The 25,829-nt window shown below is 58.1% G+C and carries 17 protein-coding genes; 10 read left to right on the forward strand and 7 right to left on the reverse strand.

Annotation, left to right across the window (positions count from 1 at the left end; genetic code table 11):
* Positions 1 to 488: 488 nt before the first annotated feature.
* The 4 genes from Mal15_RS09420 (at position 489) to Mal15_RS09435 (ending at position 5,807) form a co-directional block, all read left to right on the forward strand.
* On the forward strand, positions 489 to 1,838 hold the full coding sequence (locus tag Mal15_RS09420) for a CIA30 family protein (RefSeq protein ID WP_167546701.1): 1,350 nt from the start codon (positions 489 to 491) through the stop codon (positions 1,836 to 1,838).
* A 6-nt stretch (positions 1,839 to 1,844) separates the two neighbouring features.
* Positions 1,845 to 2,147 carry a hypothetical protein gene (locus tag Mal15_RS09425; RefSeq protein ID WP_147867523.1) on the forward strand — a complete coding sequence of 101 codons (303 nt, stop codon included), beginning with the start codon at positions 1,845 to 1,847 and terminating at the stop codon, positions 2,145 to 2,147.
* Between the two features lie 355 nt (positions 2,148 to 2,502).
* Positions 2,503 to 4,440 (forward strand): DUF1592 domain-containing protein, encoded by a 1,938-nt coding sequence (locus Mal15_RS09430; protein ID WP_147867524.1) that lies wholly within the window; start codon positions 2,503 to 2,505, stop codon positions 4,438 to 4,440.
* Positions 4,437 to 5,807, forward strand: a complete 1,371-nt coding sequence (locus Mal15_RS09435; protein WP_147867525.1) for a DUF1552 domain-containing protein — start codon at positions 4,437 to 4,439, stop codon at positions 5,805 to 5,807. The genes Mal15_RS09430 and Mal15_RS09435 overlap by 4 nt, the downstream gene beginning before the upstream one ends.
* Before the next feature lie 135 nt (positions 5,808 to 5,942).
* Here the strand turns inward: Mal15_RS09435 and Mal15_RS35000 are convergent, their stop codons facing one another.
* Complete coding sequence (locus Mal15_RS35000; protein WP_167546702.1) at positions 5,943 to 7,763, reverse strand: SMP-30/gluconolactonase/LRE family protein; 1,821 nt, start codon at positions 7,761 to 7,763, stop codon at positions 5,943 to 5,945.
* Positions 7,764 to 8,527: 764 nt separating this feature from the next.
* On the opposite strand from Mal15_RS35000, the gene Mal15_RS09445 reads away from it, so the two are divergent.
* The 3 genes from Mal15_RS09445 (at position 8,528) to Mal15_RS09455 (ending at position 11,805) form a co-directional block, all read left to right on the forward strand.
* Positions 8,528 to 10,213, forward strand: a complete 1,686-nt coding sequence (locus Mal15_RS09445) for a potassium channel family protein (protein WP_147867526.1) — start codon at positions 8,528 to 8,530, stop codon at positions 10,211 to 10,213.
* Between the two features lie 311 nt (positions 10,214 to 10,524).
* Positions 10,525 to 11,277 (forward strand): CPBP family intramembrane glutamic endopeptidase, encoded by a 753-nt coding sequence (locus Mal15_RS09450; protein WP_147867527.1) that lies wholly within the window; start codon positions 10,525 to 10,527, stop codon positions 11,275 to 11,277.
* 45 nt (positions 11,278 to 11,322) lie between these two features.
* Positions 11,323 to 11,805, forward strand: coding sequence for a hypothetical protein (locus Mal15_RS09455; RefSeq protein ID WP_147867528.1), 483 nt, complete (start codon positions 11,323 to 11,325; stop codon positions 11,803 to 11,805).
* 135 nt (positions 11,806 to 11,940) lie between these two features.
* Here Mal15_RS09455 and Mal15_RS09460 read toward each other — a convergent pair whose 3' ends face one another.
* From Mal15_RS09460 to Mal15_RS09470, 3 genes are all read right to left on the reverse strand, one after another.
* Complete coding sequence (locus Mal15_RS09460; protein ID WP_147867529.1) at positions 11,941 to 12,942, reverse strand: OmpA family protein; 1,002 nt, start codon at positions 12,940 to 12,942, stop codon at positions 11,941 to 11,943.
* A gap of 392 nt (positions 12,943 to 13,334) precedes the next feature.
* On the reverse strand, positions 13,335 to 13,814 hold the full coding sequence (locus Mal15_RS09465; RefSeq protein WP_147867530.1) for a quercetin 2,3-dioxygenase: 480 nt from the start codon (positions 13,812 to 13,814) through the stop codon (positions 13,335 to 13,337).
* Between the two features lie 139 nt (positions 13,815 to 13,953).
* Positions 13,954 to 15,561, reverse strand: coding sequence for a sialidase family protein (locus Mal15_RS09470; protein ID WP_147867531.1), 1,608 nt, complete (start codon positions 15,559 to 15,561; stop codon positions 13,954 to 13,956).
* Positions 15,562 to 16,028: 467 nt separating this feature from the next.
* Between Mal15_RS09470 and pdxR the strand changes: the two genes are divergently transcribed.
* Positions 16,029 to 17,543, forward strand: a complete 1,515-nt coding sequence (gene pdxR / locus Mal15_RS09475) for a MocR-like pyridoxine biosynthesis transcription factor PdxR (RefSeq protein ID WP_233903367.1) — start codon at positions 16,029 to 16,031, stop codon at positions 17,541 to 17,543.
* Positions 17,544 to 17,560: 17 nt separating this feature from the next.
* On the opposite strand, the gene Mal15_RS09480 is transcribed toward pdxR, so the two are convergent.
* Positions 17,561 to 18,307: a DJ-1/PfpI family protein gene (locus Mal15_RS09480; protein WP_233903368.1), complete on the reverse strand. Its 747-nt coding sequence runs from the start codon at positions 18,305 to 18,307 to the stop codon at positions 17,561 to 17,563.
* 161 nt (positions 18,308 to 18,468) lie between these two features.
* Here Mal15_RS09480 and Mal15_RS09485 point away from each other — a divergent pair, with 161 nt between their 5' ends.
* A complete protein-coding gene (locus Mal15_RS09485; RefSeq protein WP_147867532.1) occupies positions 18,469 to 18,912 on the forward strand; it encodes an acetyltransferase in 444 nt (147 codons plus the stop codon).
* Positions 18,913 to 19,410: 498 nt separating this feature from the next.
* Here Mal15_RS09485 and Mal15_RS09490 read toward each other — a convergent pair whose 3' ends face one another.
* Complete coding sequence (locus tag Mal15_RS09490; RefSeq protein WP_233903369.1) at positions 19,411 to 20,967, reverse strand: TolC family protein; 1,557 nt, start codon at positions 20,965 to 20,967, stop codon at positions 19,411 to 19,413.
* Positions 20,968 to 21,302: 335 nt separating this feature from the next.
* Between Mal15_RS09490 and Mal15_RS09495 the strand changes: the two genes are divergently transcribed.
* Entirely contained in the window at positions 21,303 to 22,034 is a 732-nt protein-coding gene (locus Mal15_RS09495) for a type 1 glutamine amidotransferase (protein WP_147867534.1), read from the forward strand.
* Between the two features lie 271 nt (positions 22,035 to 22,305).
* On the opposite strand, the gene Mal15_RS09500 is transcribed toward Mal15_RS09495, so the two are convergent.
* Positions 22,306 to 25,662 carry an amidohydrolase family protein gene (locus tag Mal15_RS09500; protein ID WP_147867535.1) on the reverse strand — a complete coding sequence of 1,119 codons (3,357 nt, stop codon included), beginning with the start codon at positions 25,660 to 25,662 and terminating at the stop codon, positions 22,306 to 22,308.
* Positions 25,663 to 25,829 lie beyond the last annotated feature (167 nt).

Genomic DNA, 25,829 nt, shown 5'->3' on the forward strand with positions numbered 1-25,829 from the left:
CTATGGCAGCCGTCCTCTGTGAGCGTGTCCATGGCGCAAACCGCGTGCCAAAATATGCTAAAACTTCGTGCGCAAATCTTGTGCCGAACAGTATTGGGCCTGACCCCTTTGATTAGCCAGCGTAGAACCGTTGTCTCAACTGTTCTCTGCTGACTGCGCAGCGGGCAGAGGGTGCCGGGGTCAGCCGCGTGCGGCTGAGGGGGAACAGTTGGGGACAACGGTTCTACAATGGTGACGCATCAAAAGGGGCAGGTTTGAATGGAACGGGGTTAAGCCGAAAGGGATTCAGCAATCGCTCCTGTGCAGGCTTTAGCCGCCGGCTGTCGCTGCGATGCAGCGGCCGGGAATCGCCTCAAGGCTAGACACCAGCGTTTATGCCGTGCCATATGGTCTGGCCCATTGGGTTTTGCCGGGGCTTTGTCGCGCCGCGGTTGCGAAACGGTATCCTAGGAGATCTGAATGAGTTTTCCTTCACGAGAATCAAGAACATGATCTTAAGAATGATGTTGCTGATCGCCTGCCTGGGAGGCGTGTCGGTCATTGCCGAGGATCGAATCCTGTTTAACTTCGACGACGCAGACGCTGCCGAGGGATGGCAAGCCGTCAACGATGGCGTGATGGGCGGTCGTTCCGATGGCCGCTTCGAAATCAACGACGACAGGAATTTCGAGTTCTTCGGCACGCTGTCGCTGGAAAACAACGGAGGCTTCGCATCGGTCAGATCGAGAGGTTCCAATCTTGGACTCAAAAATGGCGATTCCATTGTGATTCGAGTTCGCGGCGACGGTCGTGAATACAACCTCCGCCTTTATGTGCCACGTCGTGTCAGCCGGAATTCCTACCAACAACCTTTCAAAACAAAAAGGGACGAATGGATCGAAGTCGTCTTGCCAATGGACAAGTTCGTGGCCACATGGCGAGGTCGAGTGTTTCCGAACGAGACCTTTGTCCCCGATAACGTCACGGTCCTGGGAATTCAACTCAGCGACAAGCAGGCCGGACCGTTCAAGCTGGAGGTCGAATGGATCAAGGTACGGAAGGCCTCGACTGTCTCTGAGGCGATCAACGTGCGTCGTGACGTCGCTTATGTCGAAAACGGCCACGAGCGACAAAAACTGGATGTCTATGCGCCCCCCGAAGGCGATGACCATCCCATCGTGTTCTGGATTCACGGGGGCGGATGGCGAAAAGGAGACAAAGCTGGCGTCCAGAGCAAACCCAAGGCGTTCATCGAGAAGGGGTTTGTCTTCATCTCGGTCAACTACCGATTTGTGCCTGACGTAACGGTCAAGCAAATGACGAGTGACATCGCCAAGGCGATCAAGTGGGGCTACGATCATGCCGAAGACTACGGCGGTGATCGAGAATCGCTCTTCGTTGCCGGGCACTCCGCGGGTGCGCATTTGGCCGCTTTGGTTTGCACCGATGAACGTTATCTCGAGGCTGAAGGCCTGTCGCTCAGCAAAATCACCGGCTGCATCCCCGTCGACACCGCCGCCTATGATGTCGTAAGTCAGATCAAGAGCGCCGGCCCTCTGCGTGGCGGGCTCTACACGACTGTCTTCGGTAAAAGCGAAGCAAGCCAGAACGACCTGTCGCCGATCGCTCACGTGGCTGAGGGAAAAGGCATTCCGGCTTTCCTGATCCTGCACGTCGCCAGTCGCGCCGACTCGACGGCTCGCTCCCAGGCTTTCGCAGACGCCCTCAGGAAAGCTGTTGTTAATGCCAACAGTCTTGCCGCGGAAGGCAAGAACCATGGAACGATCAACAGGGAATTGGGATTGCCCGGTGATCCGCCCACGAAGGCGCTGTTTGAGTTTATCAATGGAGCGTTGTGAGCGCCGATGAACGACGCCAGAAAGCAACAGATTGTGCCGGGATTGTCCGTTAGTGCGTCCGGGCAAGCGACCGTCGATCCCTCACTCGCGGAGGTGCTGTTCGACTTGGCGATCCGGCTCGAAGAATCGACGGATCTACCGGTCGATGTTGAGCATGTGTTGGCCGCCATCGTGCTTGCCGCTCGCGCGGGAGAGCTTACCCCGGAAACGCCGCTCTCGCCCGATGATCCGGCGCTCGTCGACAGCTTGGCGGTTCACGCGAAGACGATCTTCATGGACTACGGTGGCGAGGTCGGCAGAGACGATTGAAGTCGAGACATTGAGAACCGAGAGCTTCCGTGGCCGCGATTGCTTGATCGTACTGAATTGAGCGGCAAGACATTCATGTGTTATGACGTTAAACCGCTCGGCGACCATTTTACAGTCGAAGTGATGGTGAACCGAAATCATTCGTCTGTTCCACCGCAAGGTTCGTGATTTCGGGATTGATCAGCAATAGCAACTCACCGGCCTGGACGTCCGCCTGGCCGGCGTCGACGACGCTCGCGTAGCGGAGCAGATTCTGGCATAATCGGGCGAAGGCGGGCTGACGATTGATTGCATTTTTCGCCGTAAATCTTTCGTCGGCTTTACGAACACCTCAGGTACGCGGGACGGCAAACACATGAAAGCACAGAGCAAGATCCACAACCGTTTTCGTTTCGGTTTGACGATCTCGGCCCTGGGCATCGTATTGGCTTTGGCGCCGGCTTCGCCCTGTCGAGCAGAGCCTGAAGATGGTGTTGCGAACGAGGAAGCGCTTCGTACCGATGCCAGAAAGACTTTCCGAAAGAAGGTCGAGCCGTTCGTCAATCGATACTGCATCGACTGCCACGGTCCGCGTCCCGAAGCGGGACTCAATCTACGGTCGGCACTTAACAGCCCTGAAAGCGCGACGTCATTCCTGCATTGGAAGAAGGCGGTTGCGAACGTCAAGGTCCACGACATGCCGCCCGAAGACGCGGGAGAGATTCCGACGGAGGAGGAGCGGCGTGAGTTCGCGCAGTGGATCGGCAAGCTGAAGTATCTGGCCGGGCGTGATCCCGGCCCCTTCGTGATCCGGCGTCTGAGCAAGGTGGAATACGGCAATACGCTGCGCGACCTGTATGGTGTGGCCCCGTCGATCGCAGGCAGCTTGCCAGAGGAAGTCGTCGGGGAGGGCTATCTGAACTCCATCTCGCCTCTGCAATCGGAGCTGTTCCTCGGCATCGCCAACAAGTTGATCGAACAAGTCGTGGCACCGGAGGGGCAACGACCCAACGAAGTGCAAAGACGTCTGTTTGGCGAAACTCCTGCGGACGACAGCGATTTTCCCAGTGCGGCTCGAGAAGTTGCCCGCACGTTGGCTCGCGACGCCTACCGTCGTCCGCCCACCGAGGCGGAACTGGATGTATTGGTGGGGATCTTCGATCTCGGCCGCGAGCACCAGATGAATTACACGGCGTCGTTGGCGTTGATGTGGAAGGCGATCCTGGTCTCACCGCAATTTCTATTCATCACGCCTGCGGCAGGATTCGACTCGAAAGACGCCATCGTACCGCTGGACGATTATCAACTCGCCTCCCGCCTTTCTTATTTGCTGTGGTCGGCACCGCCTGACGCCCAGTTGTCTGCGCTGGCCGACAAGGGCCAGCTTCACAAACCCGAAGTATTGCGGGCCCAGGTGGCGCGGTTGCTAGATCACCAGCGATCGCGCGCTTTGTTTGACAGCTTCGGCGCCCAGTGGCTTGGCGTCAGTGGGCTAAAGAACCAGACGTTTGACCCAGACGTGTTTCCTGAGATGACTGCCGAACTGCGGACGGCGATGATGGATGAAGCACGCCTGTTTTTTGAGAGCATCGTGCGCGAGAACCAAAGCGTCTTTCGGTTCGTCGACAGCGACTACACCTTTCTTAATGAACCGCTCGCCAAGCTGTACGGCCTGGAGCAATCCGTTCAGGGGCCCGCAATGCGACAGGTCAAACTGGAAGACCCCAATCGCGGTGGCATTCTCGGGATGCCGGCCACGTTGGCGTCGACATCGTTTCCAGGCCGCACCAGCCCCGTCAAGCGTGGTGTCTGGGTGCTCGAGCAGGTCCTGGGAGAACGCGTCCCGCCACCTCCACCGGATGTCCCCGAGTTGGAAGATCAACCGCAGAAGAACCTGGAAGGTCTGACGCTCCGCGAGCGGACCGAATTACACCAATCCGATCCGACTTGCGCCAACTGCCACAGGGTTCTCGACCCGATCGGTTTCGGGTTAGAGAACTTCGACGCGATTGGACGCTGGCGCGAAAAGAATGACGCCGGTGTCGCGATCGATTCCGCGGGAGCACTTCCCGGTGACGCGCGTTTTTCGAACCCCGCAGAACTCAAACGCCTGTTGGCCGAGCGAAAATCAGACCTGGCTCGCAACCTGACTGAACGCTTGATGGCCTTCGCGTTGGGGCGGCAATTGGAAGGCTACGATGAAATCGTGATCGACCAACTGATGGTCAAGATTGCCGAGGACGATTACCGAATGCGCACGGTGATCACCGAGGTGATCGCCAGTTATTTATTCACACACCGGAGAGTCCGATGACAATCATTGATCGTCGAACCTATTTGAAAGGCGCCGGAGCCGCTCTCGCGCTGCCTCTGTTGGATGCCATGGGGTGGGCAGAAGCCAGTGGGAATCAAGCATCCAAACCACCGATACGTCTCGGGTTCATGTACATGCCCCATGGCGTGATCATGGACCAGTTTTGGCCCGCCGATGCGGAGAGCTTCCTCACATCGCCGCCACCAGCACTCGAGTCCCTGCGGCCGATACTTGACCAGTGTTTGATGATGAAAGGCGTTTCAGGGGTTTCCAACGGTCCTTTCAAAGGCGCCCCCCACGCACTCGAACTATCAACATGGCTCACCGCAGCGCTGCCGAACCCAGACAAACGCGACGAAATCAGCATCTCGATTTCAGCCGACCAGATCGCCGCAAACTACGTTGGAGCGTTCACACCGTTGCCTTCGTTGGAACTAGCCACGATGCCTCAGACGTGGAAGGAGAACCAGGCAGGACTGAACGAAGCCTACTATTCGCACTGTAGCTTTCGCTCGCCGACTCAAGCGGTCCCGGCCGAGATCAATCCGCACAACGTGCTCAATCGCTTGTTCAACAAGCAGGAATCGAAGGGGCACGCATCCACGCCGATGAGCCCGCTGGACCGTCAATTGTTGGATCGAGTGCTCGCCGGCGCACGAGATTTGCGGCGCACGCTGCCCCCGACGGACCAGCATAAATTGGACGAGTACTTGGATAGCGTCCGTTCGGTGGAACGGAGGATTGCCGCCATCGAAATGCGACAGAAGGAGGCGGCTTTGGAGAAGGCCGGCGTTCGCTCCAGTCGCCGCCACGACTCGGACTCACCGCCGATCGAGATCAAGATTCCCGAAGGTGACAAACGCAGTGAATACATGCAGGTGATGTGCGACCTGAAGGTGCTGGCCTTTCAGACCGATACAACCCGCGTCTGCTCCTACATCGGTTCCACCCCAAACGGAGTGTCGTACCCCGAACTCGGATTCACCGACAAGCATCATTCGACGACTCACCACAACAACCAGCAGGAGAAGGTCCGCAAGGTGGCCGCCATTACGAAGTTCAATGTCGATCAGTTTGCTTACATGGTCAAAAAGATGGCCGGTTTGCGAGAGGGTGACGGCTCGCTGCTGGATCACAGCATCATGATGTGGGGTTCCGGTCTCGAAGACGGCGATCGGCATACCCGAGAGAACCTGCCGTTCATCATCGCTGGTAAGGGGGGAGGCTCCATCAAGACAGGGAGATTCCTACCCGACACTCAGGGCAACCAGGGCGACCTGCTTACGACGCTGCTTTCATGCGCCGGGGTTCCGATTGACCGCCCGGTCGGCATCGCGACCAAGCAGCTTGATGAAATCAAAGCGTAAGCCAACGATCGAATCAGAATTTAACATCGACGTCTTGATCCGAGCGGCAAAGAATAGCGGCAATCCCGGTCGCTCAATCGCGAGTCTTGCCTAGGCTTCCGTGACATCGACTGGGATTTCCGGAATGCCATCGCTTCAGAACACCTGGCCGGGAGTTGTTGTGCGGATACTCCATAACGTTCCTCCCGCGGTGACGAACAGCGTTTTTCCGTCGGCGCCTCCGAAGGCACAATTGGTGGTTTCGTCACGGGGGATTGCCACGAATTCCAGCAATTCGCCCGCAGGAGAAAACACGTAAATCCCAGCGGTAGGCGGATCTGCGGTTTCGTATGGCAGATTCGGACGATTCAGTCCGGCGGCAACGTAAAGCCTGCCTGCGGTGTCGAGCTTGAGGCCATCCGGACCCCGCGTTGATCCCCAGTCATGAATCAGCCTCTGTGTCGCGGTGTCAACGCTGCCATCGGGGTTCAGGTTGAATCGCCACAGCTTGCGCGCCCCGCCACGACTGTTGTTATTGTTGTCTGCGACATACAGGAATCGACCGTCCGACGTGATTGCGATCCCGTTGGGGCGGTCAACTTCATGCGTGATGATGCGGGCAATCCCACCGTCAGGATCCACTCGGTAAACGCCTTCCACTTGGCGGCCGGAATCATCCCGCATCTCGATGGAGGAACGATCACCATAACGCGGGTCGGTAAAATAAATCCGTCCCTTTGCATCAATGGCCAGATCGTTGGGGGTGTTGAATTTCGTGTTCCGGAATTGGTCCGCCAGCACTTGCAGCGAACCATCCTGACTCCGCCGCACCAGACGTCGCTGAGCCGACTGGCAGATCACCAGGTTGCCTTGTTGGTCAAATTGCAGTCCGTTGGATCCGGCGTTGCGAAACCACACGCTTTGCTCTCCCGCCGGTGTGCGCCGATTGATGTTTCCTTCCCCGCTTGTCAACAGTCCCAGTTTCGGATGCCACGCCGGCCCCTCACCGGCTCCTGTTTCCTGCAGCAGTTCCGGCTTTGATGCGAATATGGATGCTTGACCCGCGGGTTCACGAAGCCGGATCGTTGCGGTCACAGGGAGATGATCCGAGAGCATTTCCGTGCAGGGGTCACGCAGGATCGCGACCGATTCCACCTGATCACGCAGCGATGGAGAGACAAAGATGTAATCCAACCGGCGATCCGTCCCATGATCCTGATCGCTTACAAGTGCGCCCGGAAAGGTCCCGACGAAAGGTAGGTGAGGAGATCTGCGCGAGGCGATCAGATCCGTGTATCCCTGTTCCAGAATTGCCTGAATGCCGCCGTAGTCGATTCTTCCATCATTCAGATTGCGGGCTCCGGGGCTTTTCTGATCGAGGCTCCTGAAGAACGGAACCAGTTGCTGATCTGAGTCATACTGTGACTGGTCGGCTGGGGAGAACCCGTTGAAATCGCCGGCCAAGACGACTTTCGGATTCTGTTCGGGGAGTGAGTCGACATCCTGCTTCAACAGTGCGGCTTCATCGATCCGCCGCTGGAAATTGGAAGGATGAAAGTGGATCACATAAAACCAGATGCCCTGAATGCGACATCGAAGCAGACCATGGTGGAATCCTTGGCGAATTCGTTTCACATCCTGGATCGGATATCGGGAAGTGATCCCGGTGGGGAACCCGTCTTCCTTCAGTAGTACGGAATACGGATGCCCCCATGATTCCGCATCTGCTCGCAGTCTTTCCTCGGTGTAGGTGTTCAACTCCTGCAATGAAACGACATCGGGCGATTGAGCCTTCATCCAGCGTTTCCAGTCGGCATATCGCGGTTCAGTCTTTTTGGTGAACCCATACCACACATTGTGCGTGATGATCCGCAGCTTTTCCGGCTTCGATTCGTCAGCCGACCAGGCGGACGCGGGCACGCAGATGACAAGGGTCAGCAGGATTGAAAGCAGCAATTGAACTCTTGTTCGGGCCATTAATGTATTCCGGAAAATTCTTGTAGTCTTGCACTGACCGGGCTGTCAAAAAACGAACGTGCGTAAGACAGCGAATCGGTCCGGCCGTCGGGTGAACGAAGGCCCAAAGCCGACTTGGTTCGGGTCGGTTGCGTGAGCGTACTTTAACACGCCGAGACTTCCACCGCTGGCCATCTGGATGCTCGTTCGGCCAACATCGATCGGCTTGCGGAGCAGGCTGCGTTGCTCAACAACGCTCCTTACCAGGCATCGATCTGCAATCTGTCTCGGACCAGGCTTTGTCCCTCAACCCGGCAAGGGTCGTCTGTGGTAGCGGAATTCGCCAAGAATTCCGGCTTTTCCCGTGTGGACTGCTGCGCGTCGAAAGCCTTGGCGGCTTCCGCTACGGGTTGAGGGACAAAGCCTAACATTGTGTCTGGGATGCGGCCCGCGGTTACAAGACCACTGAATTGCAAGTGCGTCGAACAGAGCCCCCCGTTGGACATTCCCATCATGTGATTTGTTCAGCCTTGTTTTTGGGCCGCAGCAATTGCCGCAACGTCGTTTGCGTAAGACCGCCGGTGACGAAGTATTCGAGTTATCGTCAACAGCGAAGTGATGCGAACACGCGCGGGCAAGTTTTCCCAGAGGCGTCAACGCGCCACTGGTAGAAGCGTTGCGCCCTTTGCTTTGAACTTCCAAGTCGGCATTGTTAGACTGACCTACGACGAATCATCCGGTGCATCGGTGCAATCGAGAGCAGAGCCGTCGACATCGAGAATGCAATGAAATCGTTCACGACGCTGTACCTGCATTTTATGCGGAACCGTGCCAGTCGCCGTAATTTGCGGGTGCTGACCCAGTTCGCACTCTTGATGTTCGGGATGATTGCCATCTACAGCGTGATCTTTCATCACCTGATGGCGTGGGAGGGTCGACGTTTTAGTTGGATCACGGGCATCTATTGGACGTTGACGGTGATGTCCACGCTGGGGTTCGGCGACATCACGTTTCACACGGATCTGGGGCGGCTCTTTTCGATGGTCGTCTTGATGAGCGGGACGTTGTTCATGCTGATCCTGCTGCCCTTCACTTTCATTCAATTCTTCTATGCACCGTGGATGCAAGCCCAGGAAGCCGCACGGGCACCGCGTCAATTGCCCGCCAATACCGAGGGTCACGTGATTGTGACGGATTACGGCCCGGTCGAGGCAGCGTTGATCAAAAGGCTGACGCAGTTCAAATACCCGTATGTGATACTCGTGTCGGATGTCGCGGAAGCTTTGCGACTTCACGACCTGGACTTGAAAGTCGTCGTTGGTGAATTGGACGACCCTGAGACCTACCGGCTGTTGCGCACCGAAACGGCGGCACTTGTGGCCACCATCGGCACCGACGTCATCAATACCAATGTCGCCTTCACGGCACGCGAAGTCTCCGAAACGGTGCCGATCGTTGCCACCGCCGCCAACGTGGCTTCGGTCGACATTTTGGAACTTGCCGGGTGCACGCGGGTGCTGGAACTCGCTGAAATGATGGGCCGGTCGCTGGCCCGACGCGTGATCGGTCGTGACGCCAAAACACACGTCATCGGGCAGTTTGATGATCTGTTGATCGCCGAGGCCAGCGCGGCCAGAACGCCGTTGGTCGGTCGAACGCTTCGCGACATTCGTCTACGTGATCACGTCAATCTGAGCGTGTCGGGAGTCTGGGAACGGGGACGCTACCAAAACGCGGGTCCCGACACGCTCATTACCGAGAATACGATCTTGGTCATGGCGGGCACCCGTGAGCAACTCGATGAATACGACAGTCTGTTTTGTATCTATCACTTCAGCAATGTTCCGATCGTGATTATCGGGTTCGGCCGTGTCGGGTCAGCAACCGCTCGTGGCCTTGAGCAGCAGGGCATTGATTTTCGGGTGGTGGAAAAAGACGAGCGGCGCAAGCACGATGACCGAGTGATCGTAGGCGACGCGGCCGACCTGGAAATCCTGAAGCAAGCGGGGATCATGGAAACGTCTGCGGTGGTGATTACGACCCACGACGACGCGCTCAATGTTTACCTGACGTTGTATTGCCGACGGTTGCATGCGGACGTTCAGATCATCAGTCGTGCGACGCACGAACGTAATATCCATACACTTCACCGTGCCGGTGCCGATTTCGTCATCTCCGAGTCGTCTATGGGAGCCAACGTGATCTTCAATCTACTCCGACGCAGCGACGTCTTGCTGTTAGCCGAAGGGTTGGACGTTTTCAAAGTGCACGTGCCCTCGTCACTTGCCGGCAAGACGCTGGTTGAAAACGCCGTGCGGCAACGAACCGGTTGTAGCGTGATCGCCATTCAGGGCGACGAGGGACTGCTCGTCAATCCGGATCCAGACACGAAACTCCCGGCGAACGCGGAAATGTTTGTGATCGGTACCGAGGAATCGCAACAACGCTTCTTGGATTTGCACCTGGATTGATCATGGATTCCCAGTTTCGTCCGGAAAAGGTTCTTCCGGGAACTTAGTGGCAGCTCTCGGATACTCGGAGAAGCTCAAAAAATTGGCGGTTGATGTGCAGACTATCTTCATAGACTGCGCTGGTCGATACCAGTTGCAGCAGTGTGACGGCGTCCCAAACGACCGCCTTGACTCGTTTCTCCGCGGCGTGGCACGCGACGCCCCGGAAATCGAAAATCTTGGTAGAAAGACCTCGTATTGCGGCAAAGATTTAGACGCAAGTTACGAACATCGATTGGGCTTCACATTCCTCCGTTGATATCACCATCGAAATGAGCATAGCATCGGCATTCGGGCTGAAACGATCAACGCTTCTTCCGCTCACTGTGCTGGTGGGCCTGACTCTGGTCACCCAACTCGCTAGCTTGGCCGCTACCTTCGACGGCAACTTCCTCGCCGTATTGGGGCCCAGTGCCATCGTCTTGTGTGCCGTCACGATTCCACTGGCGGCGTTAGGTCTGATGCTCGGGCAAACGATCGGTCTCGGCGCGCCTTTGGTCACCGATCTACTGTATCGAACGCCAGGATCGGGAAAGAAACTCCTTCAGGATGCCAAGCTAGCCATCCCTCTGGGACTGGCATTGGGGATTTCGCTGCTCTTACTTCGATTCGTCGCTCAGCCGTATCTGCCACCAGAATTGCCGACACTTGGACACCGGGGAATCTGGGGTGGGCTGATGGTTTCAATCGGTGCTGCGGTCGGAGAGGAGGTCTGGATGCGTCTGGGGGTCTTGACGATTCTTGCCTGGACGGTGTTGCGGCTGCTCGCTCGACAGGACGTTTCTCCGGTCGTCGGATGGTCGGCCATTGTTGTCTCTGCTCTGGTATTTGCGGCCATGCACTTACCCCAGCTTGCCTCCTATGGCGCAGCCGATCGCATCGGAATTGCGGCGACGATGATGGGGAACACACTCGTCGGCGTTTTGTTCGGTTTCTTGTATTGGCGGCGTAGTCTGATCGCCGCAATGTTGGCTCACTTTGCCGTGGACCTCGCACTGCATGTTCTTCCTGCATTGGGAACCTGAACCGGGGTGTATCACCCTTGCGCCCTTCCGGTCCATTGGCTTACCATGATCGATGACGCGTTGATTTATGTTCCGGTTTGGCTGGCCCTGGTCGGCTGGTTTGTCGGCAGCTTCGCGCGCAGCGGCGATTCTCATGTCGGCAACCGTGCGCGGCAGAGAGTCTACTGTTTCGCTTGGCTTTTCGGCAGTGTGATGATCACGCTGCACATTCTGGCCAGCTATGGACTCGCATACGGCTGGAGCCATGCGGCAGCGATCGCGGCGACGGCGAAGGAATCCGAGCGAGTCACTGGGATCCGAGCTGGATGGGGTGTGTACGTCAATCTCGCCTTCGCCGCAATCTGGATGGGTTATTCGACCGCGATGGCGATCCGCGGACGGCGATGGCAGGGAATCGACCGGGCGGTCTTTTGGTTCACCGCGGCGATTGTTCTTTCCGCGACTGTCATTTTTGAAACCGGTCCCGTGCGTTGGCTGTCCGTTGCCGGATTCATCGGTCTGATGGGATCGCTTGCCGGCAAACGCTGACCGACAAGCAAGCGCAGGCCAGGAAAGGGGCGGAGATGCAATATTGGAGTCGCAGACCGGCCGTCTCACTCGGCGGATTCGATCATCGACTCCAAGTGCGACGCAAGGATGTCCTCCGACGCCGGTAAGGGTTCGCTAGCTGAGTTCGAAGTCTACCGCGGCACCGACATCACCGAAAATGACGTTGTTCGGCATCCAGCGAAAATCGAGGTCCACGCGTGAATGCCGAAATCCTCGCCCCTTGGCCGGTTTTCCAAAACTGAACCGCTCGTCGGCAATGGACAGGAACGCGTCGCCGGCGAAGTCGTCCGGTTCGATGGCCCGCAAGTCCGTGAACGTCGCCTTGTCGCCGCGTCGAATCTCAAACTTCTTCGGTGCACCCGTGATTCCGCCGCTGCAATAGGGCACACTGTGCTCAATGGTGTAACGTGCGGATTCTTTGAACAGTTTGTCGACGATCTCGACCTCGACTTCCAACGCCAAGAGCCCGAAACGAGCGTTGGGGAAGGGAAGTTTTTTGAGAATCTTCTCGACAAATTTCGCACTCGCACCGATACGTTTGGCGATTCGTTTTGCCACGCCTTTGGCCAGGCCAGTTGGCGCGGCCAGGCTGAACAGCGACTCGGCTTCACCGCTGATCACCTGAATAGAAAACGACTTGGTTTTCGGAATCGGGGGGATGACCTTGGGGATCTTCGTCGGCGGCAGCTTGCGTTTTTTCGGCTTCTTCGTGGGCTTGGGCAAGCGGTATTTCGTGACGATCACGGCGACGGCCCGGTCCCAAGCGTTGTCCTGGACGGCCGGGTCGACCGGCACGCTCTCGCCCCTGGGGATCACTCGAAATGTCAGCGGATGCCCGGCGAGCCGCCCCCGAATGTAGTTCTGCACCTGATCCGCTCGCCGCTGTGACAATTGCAGGTTGTAGCCGTCGCTGCCGATCTGGCTGGCTGCTCCTTCGAGACGGATTTCCCAATAGCCGTCCGCCGGCTTCATCGCTACGGAACGAATCCGGTCGACCACCGCGGATTCCAGCCAGGCCTTGTGATTCGATTTCAGTTTGTCGTCATCAAAACCAAAGTCGGCCAAAAGGGCCGCCGGAGGGGACACGCTCCGTTCGTCAACGATACCATCGCTCATGGGATTCCCGTTCAGTTAACAAGAGGTTGCTGTTCGCCGTCGGCAGTTGCCAAACCGGTGGCGGTGCCGCTGAAGTCAACCACGGCACCCGCCAACCCAGGTACGCAGGGCGTTACAGAACGGGGAAGGAAATCGCCGGCGACTTCGTTTTTGGCCGAAACGGAAAGAAAAAAGACCCCCGTCCCGAATGGCAAGGGCATAGTGAGCCGACGGCGCTAGCCGCGGGCCCTGATGCGCCTTTAACACGGCGGCAAGGCCCGAGGCTAGCGCCTACGGCTCAGCGTATGGACTTAAGGTAAGGCCCGAGGCTAGCGCCTACGGCTCAGCGTATGGACTTAAGCCCGTGCCATTCACCCCGTCCCCTTTAAGCCCTTTCTTGTGTGCCATTGCTTTCACTTTTGCGGCACCCTGATTTCGAGGCCGTAACGAGGTGCGGCGTCGAGCAGTTTTTTGATCTCGACCTCGCTGGGTGGCGGCGCGGTGTCGGCGTCATCGGCCAACGGTGTTCCCACCTCGAAAAACATCTCCTCCATCCCGGCCGGCGCCAAGGTGATCAGCAGCCGTGCGGTCTTGTTTGATTCGTTCTTGAAGCAATGAAGACTGCCGACGGGCATGTTCAGGAACGTGCCTTCGCCGGCCGTGAACCTCTGGTCGCCCAACTGGAACGTCATTTCGCCTTCCAGGACCAAGAACGACTCTTCTTCTCGGCTGTGGACATGCGGAGGCGGGCCGCTGCCGGGCGGAACGATCGCCTCAAACGTGGCGTACTTCCCGCCCGTTTCTTTCCCGGTGGCGAGGAACCGGTACAGGTCGCCGACGATGCCGATCCTGCGCCCTTCGCCGGGCTTTCGTATGATTGCGGGGTGTTGCATGGTTTTCAAAGTTGGAGTTCGTTGTCAGTCAGGCGATCGATCTGATTGGTAGGATACGGTGTCCTGCCACGTCGATGGGAGTCAGTGGGGGAAAGGCAGAATGATGCGGGGCAGAATGATGCGGTGGTCGACGACGTGATTACTTGTCGATCGGCGCCGGGACCTCGGAAACGAGCACGGAGGTGTTGGGAGCTTTGCCGGAATAGAACGCGACGTAGTGCTCGTTCCCGATCGCTGTTGCGTTTGCGTTTCCCGAGTCCCACATGACCGGACTGGCGAGGGTCACGATCTCCGACGCGGGCCAGTCTTGTGGATGTTCAAAGATGTGCTCCGGATCGACGACGCGGCGGCGGAGGAGGCCTCGGCCACGTTCATAGTAATAGTTGCTCAGCAATCCGGAATAGGGATCGAGGATCAGGCTGGGCGTGGATGCCGCGATATCACCGATGTTGGTTCGCTTGCGGGTCCAGGTCGCGCCGTAATCCGTGGACATCATCTGGAACTGGGTGGGGCCGGTTTCGGTCCGCGCGACGGCAAGGATCCGCCCCTCACCCAGGTAGACGGCGGCGGGTTCGGTCGGCCAATCCTGTTTTGTCAATTCGGATTCGATGGTGGTTTGTTTCCAAGTGACGCCATCGTCGCTGCTGGTCATCATGCCCCAAGAATGAACGGCTTGGTCATTGTATTTTCCCGCGAACCACAGCGCCATCAGTCCGACGCCGGGGACGGAGAAAACGTCGGTGATCTGCATCGGTTGAACGTCCAGCTTCGGAGTGGATAGCAGCGTAAACGTCTGGCCGTCCGTGCTTCGGTACAGGTCGTGGTTCCAATCCTTTCCGATGCGGCGCACCCACAACAACATCGCGCCGCTGGAATCCAGACCTTTTCCGACCGTGACCTCTCCGTATCCGGGTGTGTCGGCGACCACCGTTTCCTCGGTCCATGTTTCGCCGCCGTCGGTGGAGGTGCGTGCGTAGACGGCGCGGGCGTCTTCGGTGATCGAGTGTGCTGAGCCCCTGCTGTAGGTGCAGACGAGTTTTTCTCCGATGGCCTGGATCATCGGCCACGAGTTATAGCCGGCCACGTCCTGCACGAGGTGCGCTTTCGGAGGGTCGGTCATCAAGGGTGTCACTTTCACGACCGCCAAGCCAGTGGGCCGGGTGAACGTGTCGCCGGGAAGCCCCGGTTCACGCTGGATCCGCACCCACAAGGGAGCGTCGGGATCCACTTGGTAGAACGTCTCCAGCACAATCGTCCGGGTGTGAAACGGTGCGGCGGGGAGCTTGGTTTGCACGGGTTTTCCCAGCGCGTACCGGTCCGTGAACGGAACGCCATCGACCAACTGAGACAAATGGACGCGATAGAGATCCTGGAACTCGGGGCTGGTCGTCTTGTCCGTCGTCGTGACCACGATCTCGACCCTCACCGCGACGCACTCGTTGGGCAGACCGTTGACGATTCCGGCGACGGACTGGCCGGTGGTGCCGCCGGACAAGGACCAGACGGGAATGTGTGTGGACCCACTGGACATGGTCACTAGCGAAGGCTTTCCGGTGACGATCGACAGGTCGTTTGCCGTCAAGAAAATCGGCGTGCCCTCTTTGACGCTAGAACCCGTTTCTTGAACCGTTTGGTTTGTTGCATCGGTTGGATTAACGAGTCCGTCGGCTGCGACGGCGGCGATCCCGGTGCATAGCAATGCGAAGAATAGAACGAAGGTGCGAGTTCTTGGCGTGAAGGTTGGCATGGTGGGACACAAGTTCCGTTGGAGTCAGCGAGTCATGGGGCTGCCCAGTTTATCATGGCGACGCTCTTGTTGGCGGATCGTATCCCAGAGGGTGGCTTCGTTCTGATCACGGCAGCAGACGTTTTCGGCGGTTTGCGGCGGACCAAGATTTTGCGCCTATTTGATTCAATCGAATTGCTGACTGGATTAGCCGTTTCGCGCGAGCGTACGGGCCCCACTCACAGAGATTGTGAACCAAGGCCCGTAGGCTAGCGCCATACGGCCGATCAAGCCATTGATACTCTTGGGGAGCTTTGCGACTTGATCGTGCAAGGCTAGACCGCTGCGGCGGGTTTCTTAAGCAACGCTTCGATGTATCGGTGGTCCGTTTGAAAGTAATCTGCTCGCATTTCATTCTCCGATGGTTATGGAATAACGTTTCGCAGTAGAATCATAGAATCCAGGTGGATCCGAGAAAGGGCCACTTTATGGTGATTCAACGGGACCACTTTGCAGAAGTCATGTCGCGGCGCAGAAACGAGCAGTTCGAGTTCGAGTCCATTCAGCTGATTCCTGATTCTGCGACGCCGGTCTACCAGCAACTGGAGCATCATCTGCGGCAGGCCATCGCCGACCGAACCTTGCGTCCCGATGACCGTGTGCCCTCCAGCCGCAACCTTGCGACCGCGATCGGCGTCTCTCGCAATACGGTGCTGGCCGCGTATGATCAATTGATCTCCGAGGGGTATTTGGAGTCGGTTCGCGGCAGTGGAACACGCGTTGCCAAAATGCCGCCGCAAGCGTTTGAATTCGACGCCACCACGAGTCCAGTGGCACCGCAAATGAATCCCGTGGAATGTCTGTCGCCCTTGGGCCGGCAGTTCTGCGACGAATCCCGCTGGATGCCGACGATGACGGCGGCACCGAAAGCGTTCACTCCCCACTTACCAGCGATCGATGAGTTTCCGCTCGAAATCTGGAATCGCTTCCGCAACGAACAGGCCCGGTGGTCCAGACGCCATTTATGCGTTGGTGATCCGCAAGGCTATCAGCCGCTGCGAGAGTCGATTGCCCAGTACATGGCGGTCTCGCGAGGGCTGTCATGCCACGCGGACCAGGTCGTGATCACCTCCGGTTCGCAGCAGGCCGTGACCTTGATTTCGCAGTTACTGTTGGAGCGTGACGACGCGGTTTGGGTGGAAGAGCCCGGGAACGCGCCGGCCAACCGATTGCTGGAGATCGCGGGGGCACGCCTGATACCGTTGCCGCTGGACTCCCAGGGGATCGACTTGTCGCGAGTTCCCAAAAACACCGCACCGCCAAAGCTGATCTGTGTGACACCCGGTGGCCAATGGCCGATGGGCATGACCATGAGCCTGAATCGCAGGTTGGAACTGATCGCCGCGGCACAACGCCACAAAAGCTGGATTGTCGAAGACGACTACAACGGTGAATTTCGCTATGCCGGACGCCCCCATGCTTCGTTAAGCAGTCTCGATTCTTCGGGGCGTACGATTTACATGGGAACGTTCAGCAAGATGCTGTATCCGGCGATCCGGTTGGGATTCTTGATTGTGCCGGCTGACCTGGCGAAGACCTTTGCCTATGCGCGTTTTCTGCAGGACCGAGCGTCACCGCCGCTCGTTCAAATGGTGCTGCACCGCTTCATCGAATCCGGGAATTTTGTGAAACACATTCGCCGGATGCGTGCGCTGTACTGCGAACGACAGACGGTCCTTCTCGAGACGCTCGACAAACACCTCGCCGGGTACGTTGGTGTCGAGCAGCCAGAATCGGGGATGCACCTGGTGGCACGCGGTGTCACGAAAGCGGCCGAAACCAAGCTCATCGCGGCAGCCAACCGAGCGAAAGTTGAATTTCACCCGGTCAGCATGTATTCGCGAAACGGGGACGCACCTGGCATGATTCTGGGCTTTGCCGCGTTCGACAAAGAATCGATCCGTCGAGCGGTCCGTCGCTGGGCGAAAGAGCTGCAAAAGTGAGCCCCTACAGTGTCGTCTCAGCGGTTGTAGTTCTTCAATCGGTCCAGATACAGATGCGATTCGACGAAGTTGCGATGTTGCCGGCTCGTCATCTCTTGCAGCAACTCTAACGCGGAGATGTAACTGGCGAGGTTGCCGTTGGACGAGATCATTTTGCCGTCTTTCACGAAACTCACGCGGCTGTCATCTTGGACCGCGAGCTTCGGATAGGTTTCTTGAAGCAGATTGCCTCCGCCGATGTAGGTGACGATCTTGCGGCCATCGGCGACGCCGGCTGCGCCAATCAAGTGGGCACCGGCGCAGTTGCTGATCGTGTAGTCCGACGTTTTTCCTTTTGATCTGACAAAGTCCACGATCTCGGCGGAAGCAATCACCGATTCCATTTCATAGGAGCTGGACACCACCAGAACGTTCAATTCGGGGCAATCGTCAAACGAATAATCCGGTACGACTCGTAGCCCGCTTTCCATCGAAACCGGCTGGAGGGCTCGCGCGACCGTGACGACGTTGAAGAGTTTTTTTCCGTCTTTGTCCGGCTTGGAAAACACGTCGATCGGCGCGGTCACTTCCGTCATCAAGACGCTGTCAAATAGCAGGACGCCGATCGTCGGCAGCGACGGGTCGAACGTCGACCGACTGACACTGTCTTTGACGTTGATGGTGCACGTTTCCGGTGCGGTGATTGTCGCCTGTTGGGCGTTGGCGACGTGGCTTGTGCAAAGGGTGGCGATCACTAAAACAAGATTTGCTAAGAGTTGTTTCACAGTTTCACCTGTTCGACGAAGTTTTTGTGGGCGGGACACTCGACCGCAATTCTAGGATCAGGGTGGCCCTGCACCAGGGCCACAATTGCGAAGAGCGACAGGGCCACTTTTGGGGGCCAAGATGAATTTAATGACGTTCAGTGAAAAGGAAGTAGGACGAGATGAGAGTCGAGCAGGCGACCCAGAATGACTATTCAACGTTGATCGAAATCTGGGAGGCGTCCGTGAGAGCCACGCATGACTTTCTGCAGGAAGGCGACATCGAAAGGCTCCGACCGATGATCTTGGACCAGTACTTTGACGCGGTCGACCTTCGATGCGCGAAGTCCGATGCAGGCGAGATCCGCGGGTTTTGCGGCGTGCATGAAGGGAACATCGAAATGCTGTTCGTTGCTCCGCAGGGAAGAGGCTCCGGGATCGGACGGCTGTTGACCGAGCACGCGATCGAGCAGCAGGGAGCAGCAAGGGTTGACGTTAACGAGCAAAACGAGCAAGCGGTCGGCTTTTACAAACGCATGGGGTTCCGCGTCACAGGTCGATCACCGCTTGACGGACAAGGCAAACCCTACCCGCTATTGCACATGACATTGAGCGAGTCTCCATGATTCAGACTCGGGCGATCTGGATTCCTATGGCAAAACGATGAGAGAGAAACGCCAGCGGGAAGCGTAAGCGAGCGACACCTGCTTGGATCGTGTTCTGTAGGAAGGAGGCAGAATGATTCGGGGCAAAACAATGGGGGCAAAACGATGAGAGAGAAATGCCAGCGGGAAGCGTAGACGAGCGACACCTGCTTGGATCGTGTTCTGTAGGAAGGAGGCAGAATGATTCGGGGCAAAACAATGGGGGCAAAACGATGAGAGAGAAATGCCAGCGGGAAGCGTAAGCGAGCGACACCTGCTTGGATCGTGTTCTGTAGGGAGGAGGCAGAATGATACGGGGCAGAATGATGGGGGCAATACGATGGGAGGCAGAATGATGGAGCCGTTGGCGGATGAAGGTAGCGGGCACACGTGTTGGTGTTCAGGCTTTAGCCGCCCACGGTCGCTGCTTCGCAGCGAGTGGAGTCGCCTAAAGGCTAGACACCAACGTTCTTCCCGCCATCACTGGCCGCCGAAGGACACGCCGCGAATTCCGTCGCCGTCGGTGTAGTCGGACGGGGCGTCCAATCCACCGGTCAACAACAGCCCTTCGACTTGGGCGTTGGCTTGGGCCAGATTTCCTTCGGCGGCGATCAAGCGGATCGCCGACTCGAAAAAGCTACGCCGAACGACCAGGACCTGCAGGAATTCGAGTTCACCGGCGCGATAGGCCTCTTCGCTCAAATCCAGGCTCTTCTGCGTCTGCGGGATGATCTCCTGTTCGTATTTTGTGACCGCTGCCAAGGCGGAATCGAAGGCCTGGGCGGTGCGTGCCAGTCGCGACTTGATGGATTGCTCGATCCGTTTGACGTCTTCCAGGGCGCGGGTGTATTCCGCGTAGGCGGCCGAGATGTTGCCGGAGTTTTGGTTCCACACGGGGATCGGCGCGGAGAATTCCAGATTGATCATTCCCGAGTCGGTCGCGTTGTCGTAACCGGCGCCGAATTGTCCGGTCAGGTTGGGGACCATCTGGACGCGTTGCCGTTTCAGCAAGGCGTACTTCTCACAAACCAACGCGTTGGCCGCCGACAACTCCGGACTTTCGGAAAGGATCTGGTCGTAGGCGGCCTGCCAATCGCGCGGGGTTTTCTCGGTCGCCGGCCCGTCGACCAGTCGCGCCGGCGCGGCTTCGGGCAACCCGGCGACGGCGGCCAAATCTTGCCACGCCCCTCGGTACTCGACTTCTGCTTGTTCGGCCGCCAGCATGATTTCGCTGAGCAGTGTTTGGGCCTGCAAGACCTCGATCAAGTTGCCTTCTTCGGCCTGCTGACGCTCCATCGCAACTTGAACCCCGCGTCGGGCGACGGTTTCGAAATTGCGTGTCGCGTCGGCGCGTCGCTGCGCCGCGACGGCTTCATAAAACCGGACGCGCACATCGGTCAGAACACGGTAGCGTTGAGTCTGCATTTCCCAACGCTGGGCCGACATCGTGTGTCCCAGCACTTCACGATTGAGTTCCAACTTGTTGCCACGAACAAACTCCTGTTCCAGGAACACACCGTGTTGGTCGGTGTTTTCATCGGCGAGTTGCTGGCCGAAATATCCCAGCGTCGGGTTGGGCCGGGTGCCGACTTGATTGCGCAGCCCCGCGGCTTTGGTGGCTGTCGCGCCGGCTGCGACAATGGCGGGGTTGTTGGTGAGGGCGAGTTGCTCGAGCTGGTCCAGGGTGTAGACGTTTTCCGCGCTGGCTTGCGACACATCCGCCGCGACGAGATCGCTGAATGATTCTAGCCGCGCCTCGACCGTGTTCATCTCGACCGGCTGCAACGCGATTCGCTCCAGATGGTCCGCGAAACTCGAAGAGGATTGTTGCCCCTCATCCGCGTACGCAACGGTGTTGACGCGATCGAGTGACCCAACTGATGTCTTGGCTGCCTTTTGGCGGTGCACCGCCGGTCGCACCGTCAACGGTGTCTTCGTCGGTGCAGTGGTCTGGCCCGGCAACTCGGGCGTGACCCTGCGCTGGTCAACCTGTGCGCACCCGACAACGGATAACAAGCAGCAAGCCGACAATGACATTTTGAATTGTCTGATGGCATCCGTGCACACCGATAGACTCCCTCCACGAGAAATGATCTCACCGGCATCCTTGCCGATCTGATCCGAGGTACATCCGCAGCGGATGGACGACAAATGTAGTATCGGAACGATTGACATGATGTTGCCTCTGGTAGCAAACCTGAGTCGTCAAATCGCCAGTGCACCGGACCAAAAACCACTGCAACCGGTATGGTTTAACACCGTGGTGCTCTCGGCCAGGGGGGCGGACCGCTTGCCCACGCGACTGGTCGCCTGGGCCGCTTGTGATAGACTTATCCGGGCTGACTGCACGGGTCCTGGGAGTGATGCGATCGATGGACAGGTTTCTCTTGCTGCAAATCCGCAACGCCGACGATCCGATGCGCACGCAGGAGATCGAGTGTTTTGCCAGGGCGTTGCAATGTGATCCGTCACAGATCGCTGTCCACGACTTGTTGGCCGGTCCGCCGACCGTCGCTCAGCTGGATGCCGTCGATGTGGTCCTGCTAGGCGGAAGCGGAGACTACTCGGTCGCCGCAGGCGGCGAATGGCTGCCACCGGCGCTGGCGGCGATGTGGGAGTTGTATGAATTGGCCAAACCGACGTTTGCCTCCTGCTGGGGATTCCAAGCGATGGCCAAGGCACTCGGCGGCGAAGTGGTGACCGATGCGTCCCATGCGGAATTGGGATCCATCGAAGTCCGGCTGACCCAGGCAGGACGTGAGGATCCGCTGTTCGGGCCGCTGTTTGGGCCGCTCGGCAATCGGTTCCTCGCTCCAATGGGACACCAGGACTGCGTCGTGACCTTGCCCCCGCAAGCGATCTTGCTGGCATCGAGCGAAAAGGTGCAAAACCAAGCATTCCGCGTCAAGGATCGGCCGATCTATGGGACCCAATTCCATCCCGAGCTGGACCGCCATGCGTTTATCCAGCGGGTGCATGCGTATCCCCAATACGTCGAATCCATCACCGGTGACCCGCTGGACGTGTTCGAGGCGAAAGTGCAAGACACACCGGCGACCGACCAATTGCTCCGCCGCTTCATGCAGTTGTTGCGCCACGCGTAGGGCATGCCGCTGCTCGCTACGCGCACTCCATCATTCTGCCCCGAATCATTCTGCCATCCCTTCCATCAATCCACCTCGTGCCATTGGGCGGAGGCTGATTTGGGGTAGGAAGATTGGCTCCTCCGAAACTGATCTGCGAATCATCATTTTCTTACCTCCGAAATCTTCTTACCTCCTCTCCGCGACGGCGAAACGAAAGGCGACACGTGCGTCAATCCCGCTGATGTCCGTCGTGCTTTTATACCTCGCTGACCTTCACGCACTGCGTGATCTACCGGCCGCGATGGCAGCTGCAGCCGACCGCTTCGGATGCGGTCGCCAACACACCCGCACCGGCGTTGTTCTCCCAAAAGAACTCTCCACGTGGCGCATTGTCACCGATACGGTTCATTCGATCGGCTTCGAACAGGTGGCCGTTGGCCATCACAAATTGGATTTTCTCCGAATCACGAATCTGTTTGATCGGATCGGCGCCGCGACGGATCACGATCAGATCGGCCAGCTTGCCCACTTCGATTGATCCCAAGTCATCGTCCAGCCCCAGGTACTTAGCACCGTTGAGCGTGCCACAGGTCAGCGCCTGCATCGGCGTCATGCCTCCCTGGACGAAACTCCACATCTCCCAGTGCGTGCACAGCCCCGGCAATTGACCATGGCCGCCGGCTTGCACCAGTCCGCCTTGTTCGACGACCTGCCGGGCAATCTCGGCGACCTTGATGTGGTTGTAATCTTCCAGCGGCGCTTTTTCACGGCGTCGTGCGCGTGGATTCAAGACATGTGGCGGAATGAAGGTCTTAAGCCGCGTGTGCAACCACAGATCATCGATCGCATACCAATAACGTTCACCCGACAGGCCCCCGTAGGCGACATTCAAGGTCGGCGTGTATCCGACTCCGGTGCCACGCCACAGGTCCATGACGTCGTCGTAGGCCGTTTGCACCGGCAAGGTGTGTTCGATCCCGGTGTGCCCGTCGACGATCATGGTCATGTTGTGCATGAACGTCGAACCGCCTTCGGGGACAACCAACATGTCCAGCTTCCGCGCCGCCGCGAGCACCTGCTGTCGTTGATCGCGTCGCGGCTGGTTGTAGCTTTTGACGCTGAACGCCCCGACCGCTTTCATGCGTTTGAGATGGAACTCCGCGTCGGCCAACGATTCGATTTCGGCTTTGTAGGACCCCGTGGCACCATAGAGGATTTTGCCGGTCGAAAAGGTCCGCGGGCCGACGATCACACCCGCCTTGGTCATCTCGCTGGCCGCGAAAATGCTGTGCGTGTCGTTGCTGGGGTCGTGGATCGTGGTGACGCCGAACGCCAGCCGGGCGTAGTCGATCCAGTTCTGTTGCGGCGTAATCCCTCTGGTCGCTTGGGCTCCGTGGGCATGCGTGTCGATCAACCCGGGCAGCACCACTTGTCCATTCAGATTGGTCTTGATCGCGTCATCAGGGATTTCAACTTCGTCTCGCGGGCCGACGGCGACGATCCGATTCCCCCGGACCACGACGACTCCATTTTCGATCACTCCGGCTTTGCCCATCGTGACGATCCGCCCGCCGACCAGCGCACGCGTTTCGCCGGGTTGGTCGTGTGGATGTTTGAAGCCGATGCTGATGGAATTAATCGCGGCGGAGGCTTCATTGGTGTCCGCGTCCGATTCCTCCTTGCTTCCGGCGATCTTGTCCATGGCGTCCGAAACATCGCACGTGGAAAGCTCCGCGCCGAGCGACCAATGCAACGCGGATCCGTCACCGGAAAAATGCACAAAATCGCCGGCTTCTTCACTGACCTTGGCGATCGGCAATCCTTTCCCGCCAGGGCCGACCTTGATCGCCGAGGGGGCGTGAACAAAGGGAGTCACATAGACATGGAACCGTTCGATCAATGCCAACGACTTTCCGTCGGGCGAGACTTGCATTTCGGTCGCCCAGTCGCTGGTGTAGTGATCACGCGCGTTCAGGCCGGCCAGGTCGACCGAAAACAACGTGACGTTGTCCGATTCCTTGCCGCCACCACGCCGCGTCAAAAAGACTCGGTCGCCCGATGCGGCAAACTGCGGATCGCTGCCCGATTCGGTGATCCGTTCGGCGACGCCGTCACGCCAACCGATTCGGTAAACGCCTTGTTCACGCGACCATAGCGGCGACCGCAAATGCCCACCGCCGCCACGTTCATAAACGATTTGCTTTCCGTCGGGCGAAAACGTCGGGTTCGTGTAGTGGCCGGGGGTGTCGGTCACGATCCAGTTTTCGTTGGCACTCGGATCGGTCGACGCGATTCGGATCGTCCCCAGCTCGCGATCATTCCAAGTGGTGTAAACGATGTAGTGCCCGTCGCGAGAAAACTGCGGACAAAACTCAAAGTGATGCGTTTGACTGGTCAAACGAATCGGTTTGCCATCGGGCAGTGACTTGAGGTAGATGTATCCGAGTGCTTGATATGCCACCCGATCGCCGGTCGGTGAAACACAGACGTCGCGCAGCATCTTGACGTCGAATTCGTCTTGACCAACGGGGATCTTGTGACGGACCGCAGGCTTGACGGTACGCGTGTCGCGGATTCGAAACGGGATGGTCTCCGCATCGCCGCTCTCCAGGTCGATTCGGCGGATTTTCCCTTTCGCCCAAATCACGATCGATCGGCCATCAGGCGTGAAATCGAACGCACTGTAAACGCCGTGGATCGCCCACGCTTCTTGCATGTCGCGCTCCAAGTCGTCATAGACCAATCGAATCTCGCCCGATTGAAGGTCGAACAAGTGCAGTCCGGTCTTGACGCCGACGCGGCGGACAAAGGCCAACGTTTTTCCATCCGGAGACGGCGTCGGTCGACAGGCTCCGCCGGGACCGCGGATCAGCGTCTCGGTCTCGCCTTCGACCAGATCCAATCGCTTGATCGCGTAAATGCCTTGGTGTGAATTCTTGTCGTATTCGAAGGTGTCGCCCGGTGTCACGTCTTGGCTGTAATACAAGTAACGTCCGTCCGGCGAGAAAACCTGTTCGTTGACATCTTTCTGGTCATTGGGCCGCTCGGTCAATTGCACGCCGGCGGTCGCCCCGGCGGCCATCGCATCGCGGTGGAACATCCAAAACTCACCGGCACCGAGCGAACGTCGACTGGTGAAGTGTTTCCGCCCGACCAGGTACTGGCCGTCGGGTGACCAGACGGGGTTGCAGATCAAGCGGTACGTTTCGCTGGTCACCTGAGTCGGTGAGGACCCGTCGGCGTTGATGATCCAAAGGTTGTCGCCGGCTTTCTTGTTCTTGCCGGTTCGGTCGCTGGTCATCGCGATCTGGCCGCCATCGGGGCTGAAACGCGGCTGCATTTCCCAGGCGACCGTGCCGGTTAGGTTTTTGGGGTATTGCTTTCCCGTCGCCTCGGTGCCGTCGGCGCCGGTGATCGGCATCAGATACAGGTCCCCGAGCAGATCAAACACGATCTGGCTGCCGTCGGGGCTGACATCCAAATTCATCCACGTGCCGGTGTCGGTGTCGATCTTCTGTTGCCGGTTCGGCGCAGGGTAATTCTCGACATCCCAATCGGCCGGCGAGTTGGGTTCGTCGGCGATGGCACAGGTTGTCGCGATGAAGGCGAAGAACGTAAACAGTAGGGTCTTGTAGCGCGAAGCCATGGCGAAGCGGGGATTCAATGATCGATGGTGGAGTGAACAAAGAGTGATTGACGCAGTCCGGTACCGGACCTGATGGGCACGGGCATTACTTAAAAGGGATGCAGCAACCGCTGGTGTCCAGGCTTTAGCCGCCCACTGTCGCTGCGAAGCAGCGACCGGGAATCGCC

Source organism: Stieleria maiorica, from assembly GCF_008035925.1.
Lineage (GTDB): Bacteria > Planctomycetota > Planctomycetia > Pirellulales > Pirellulaceae > Stieleria > Stieleria maiorica.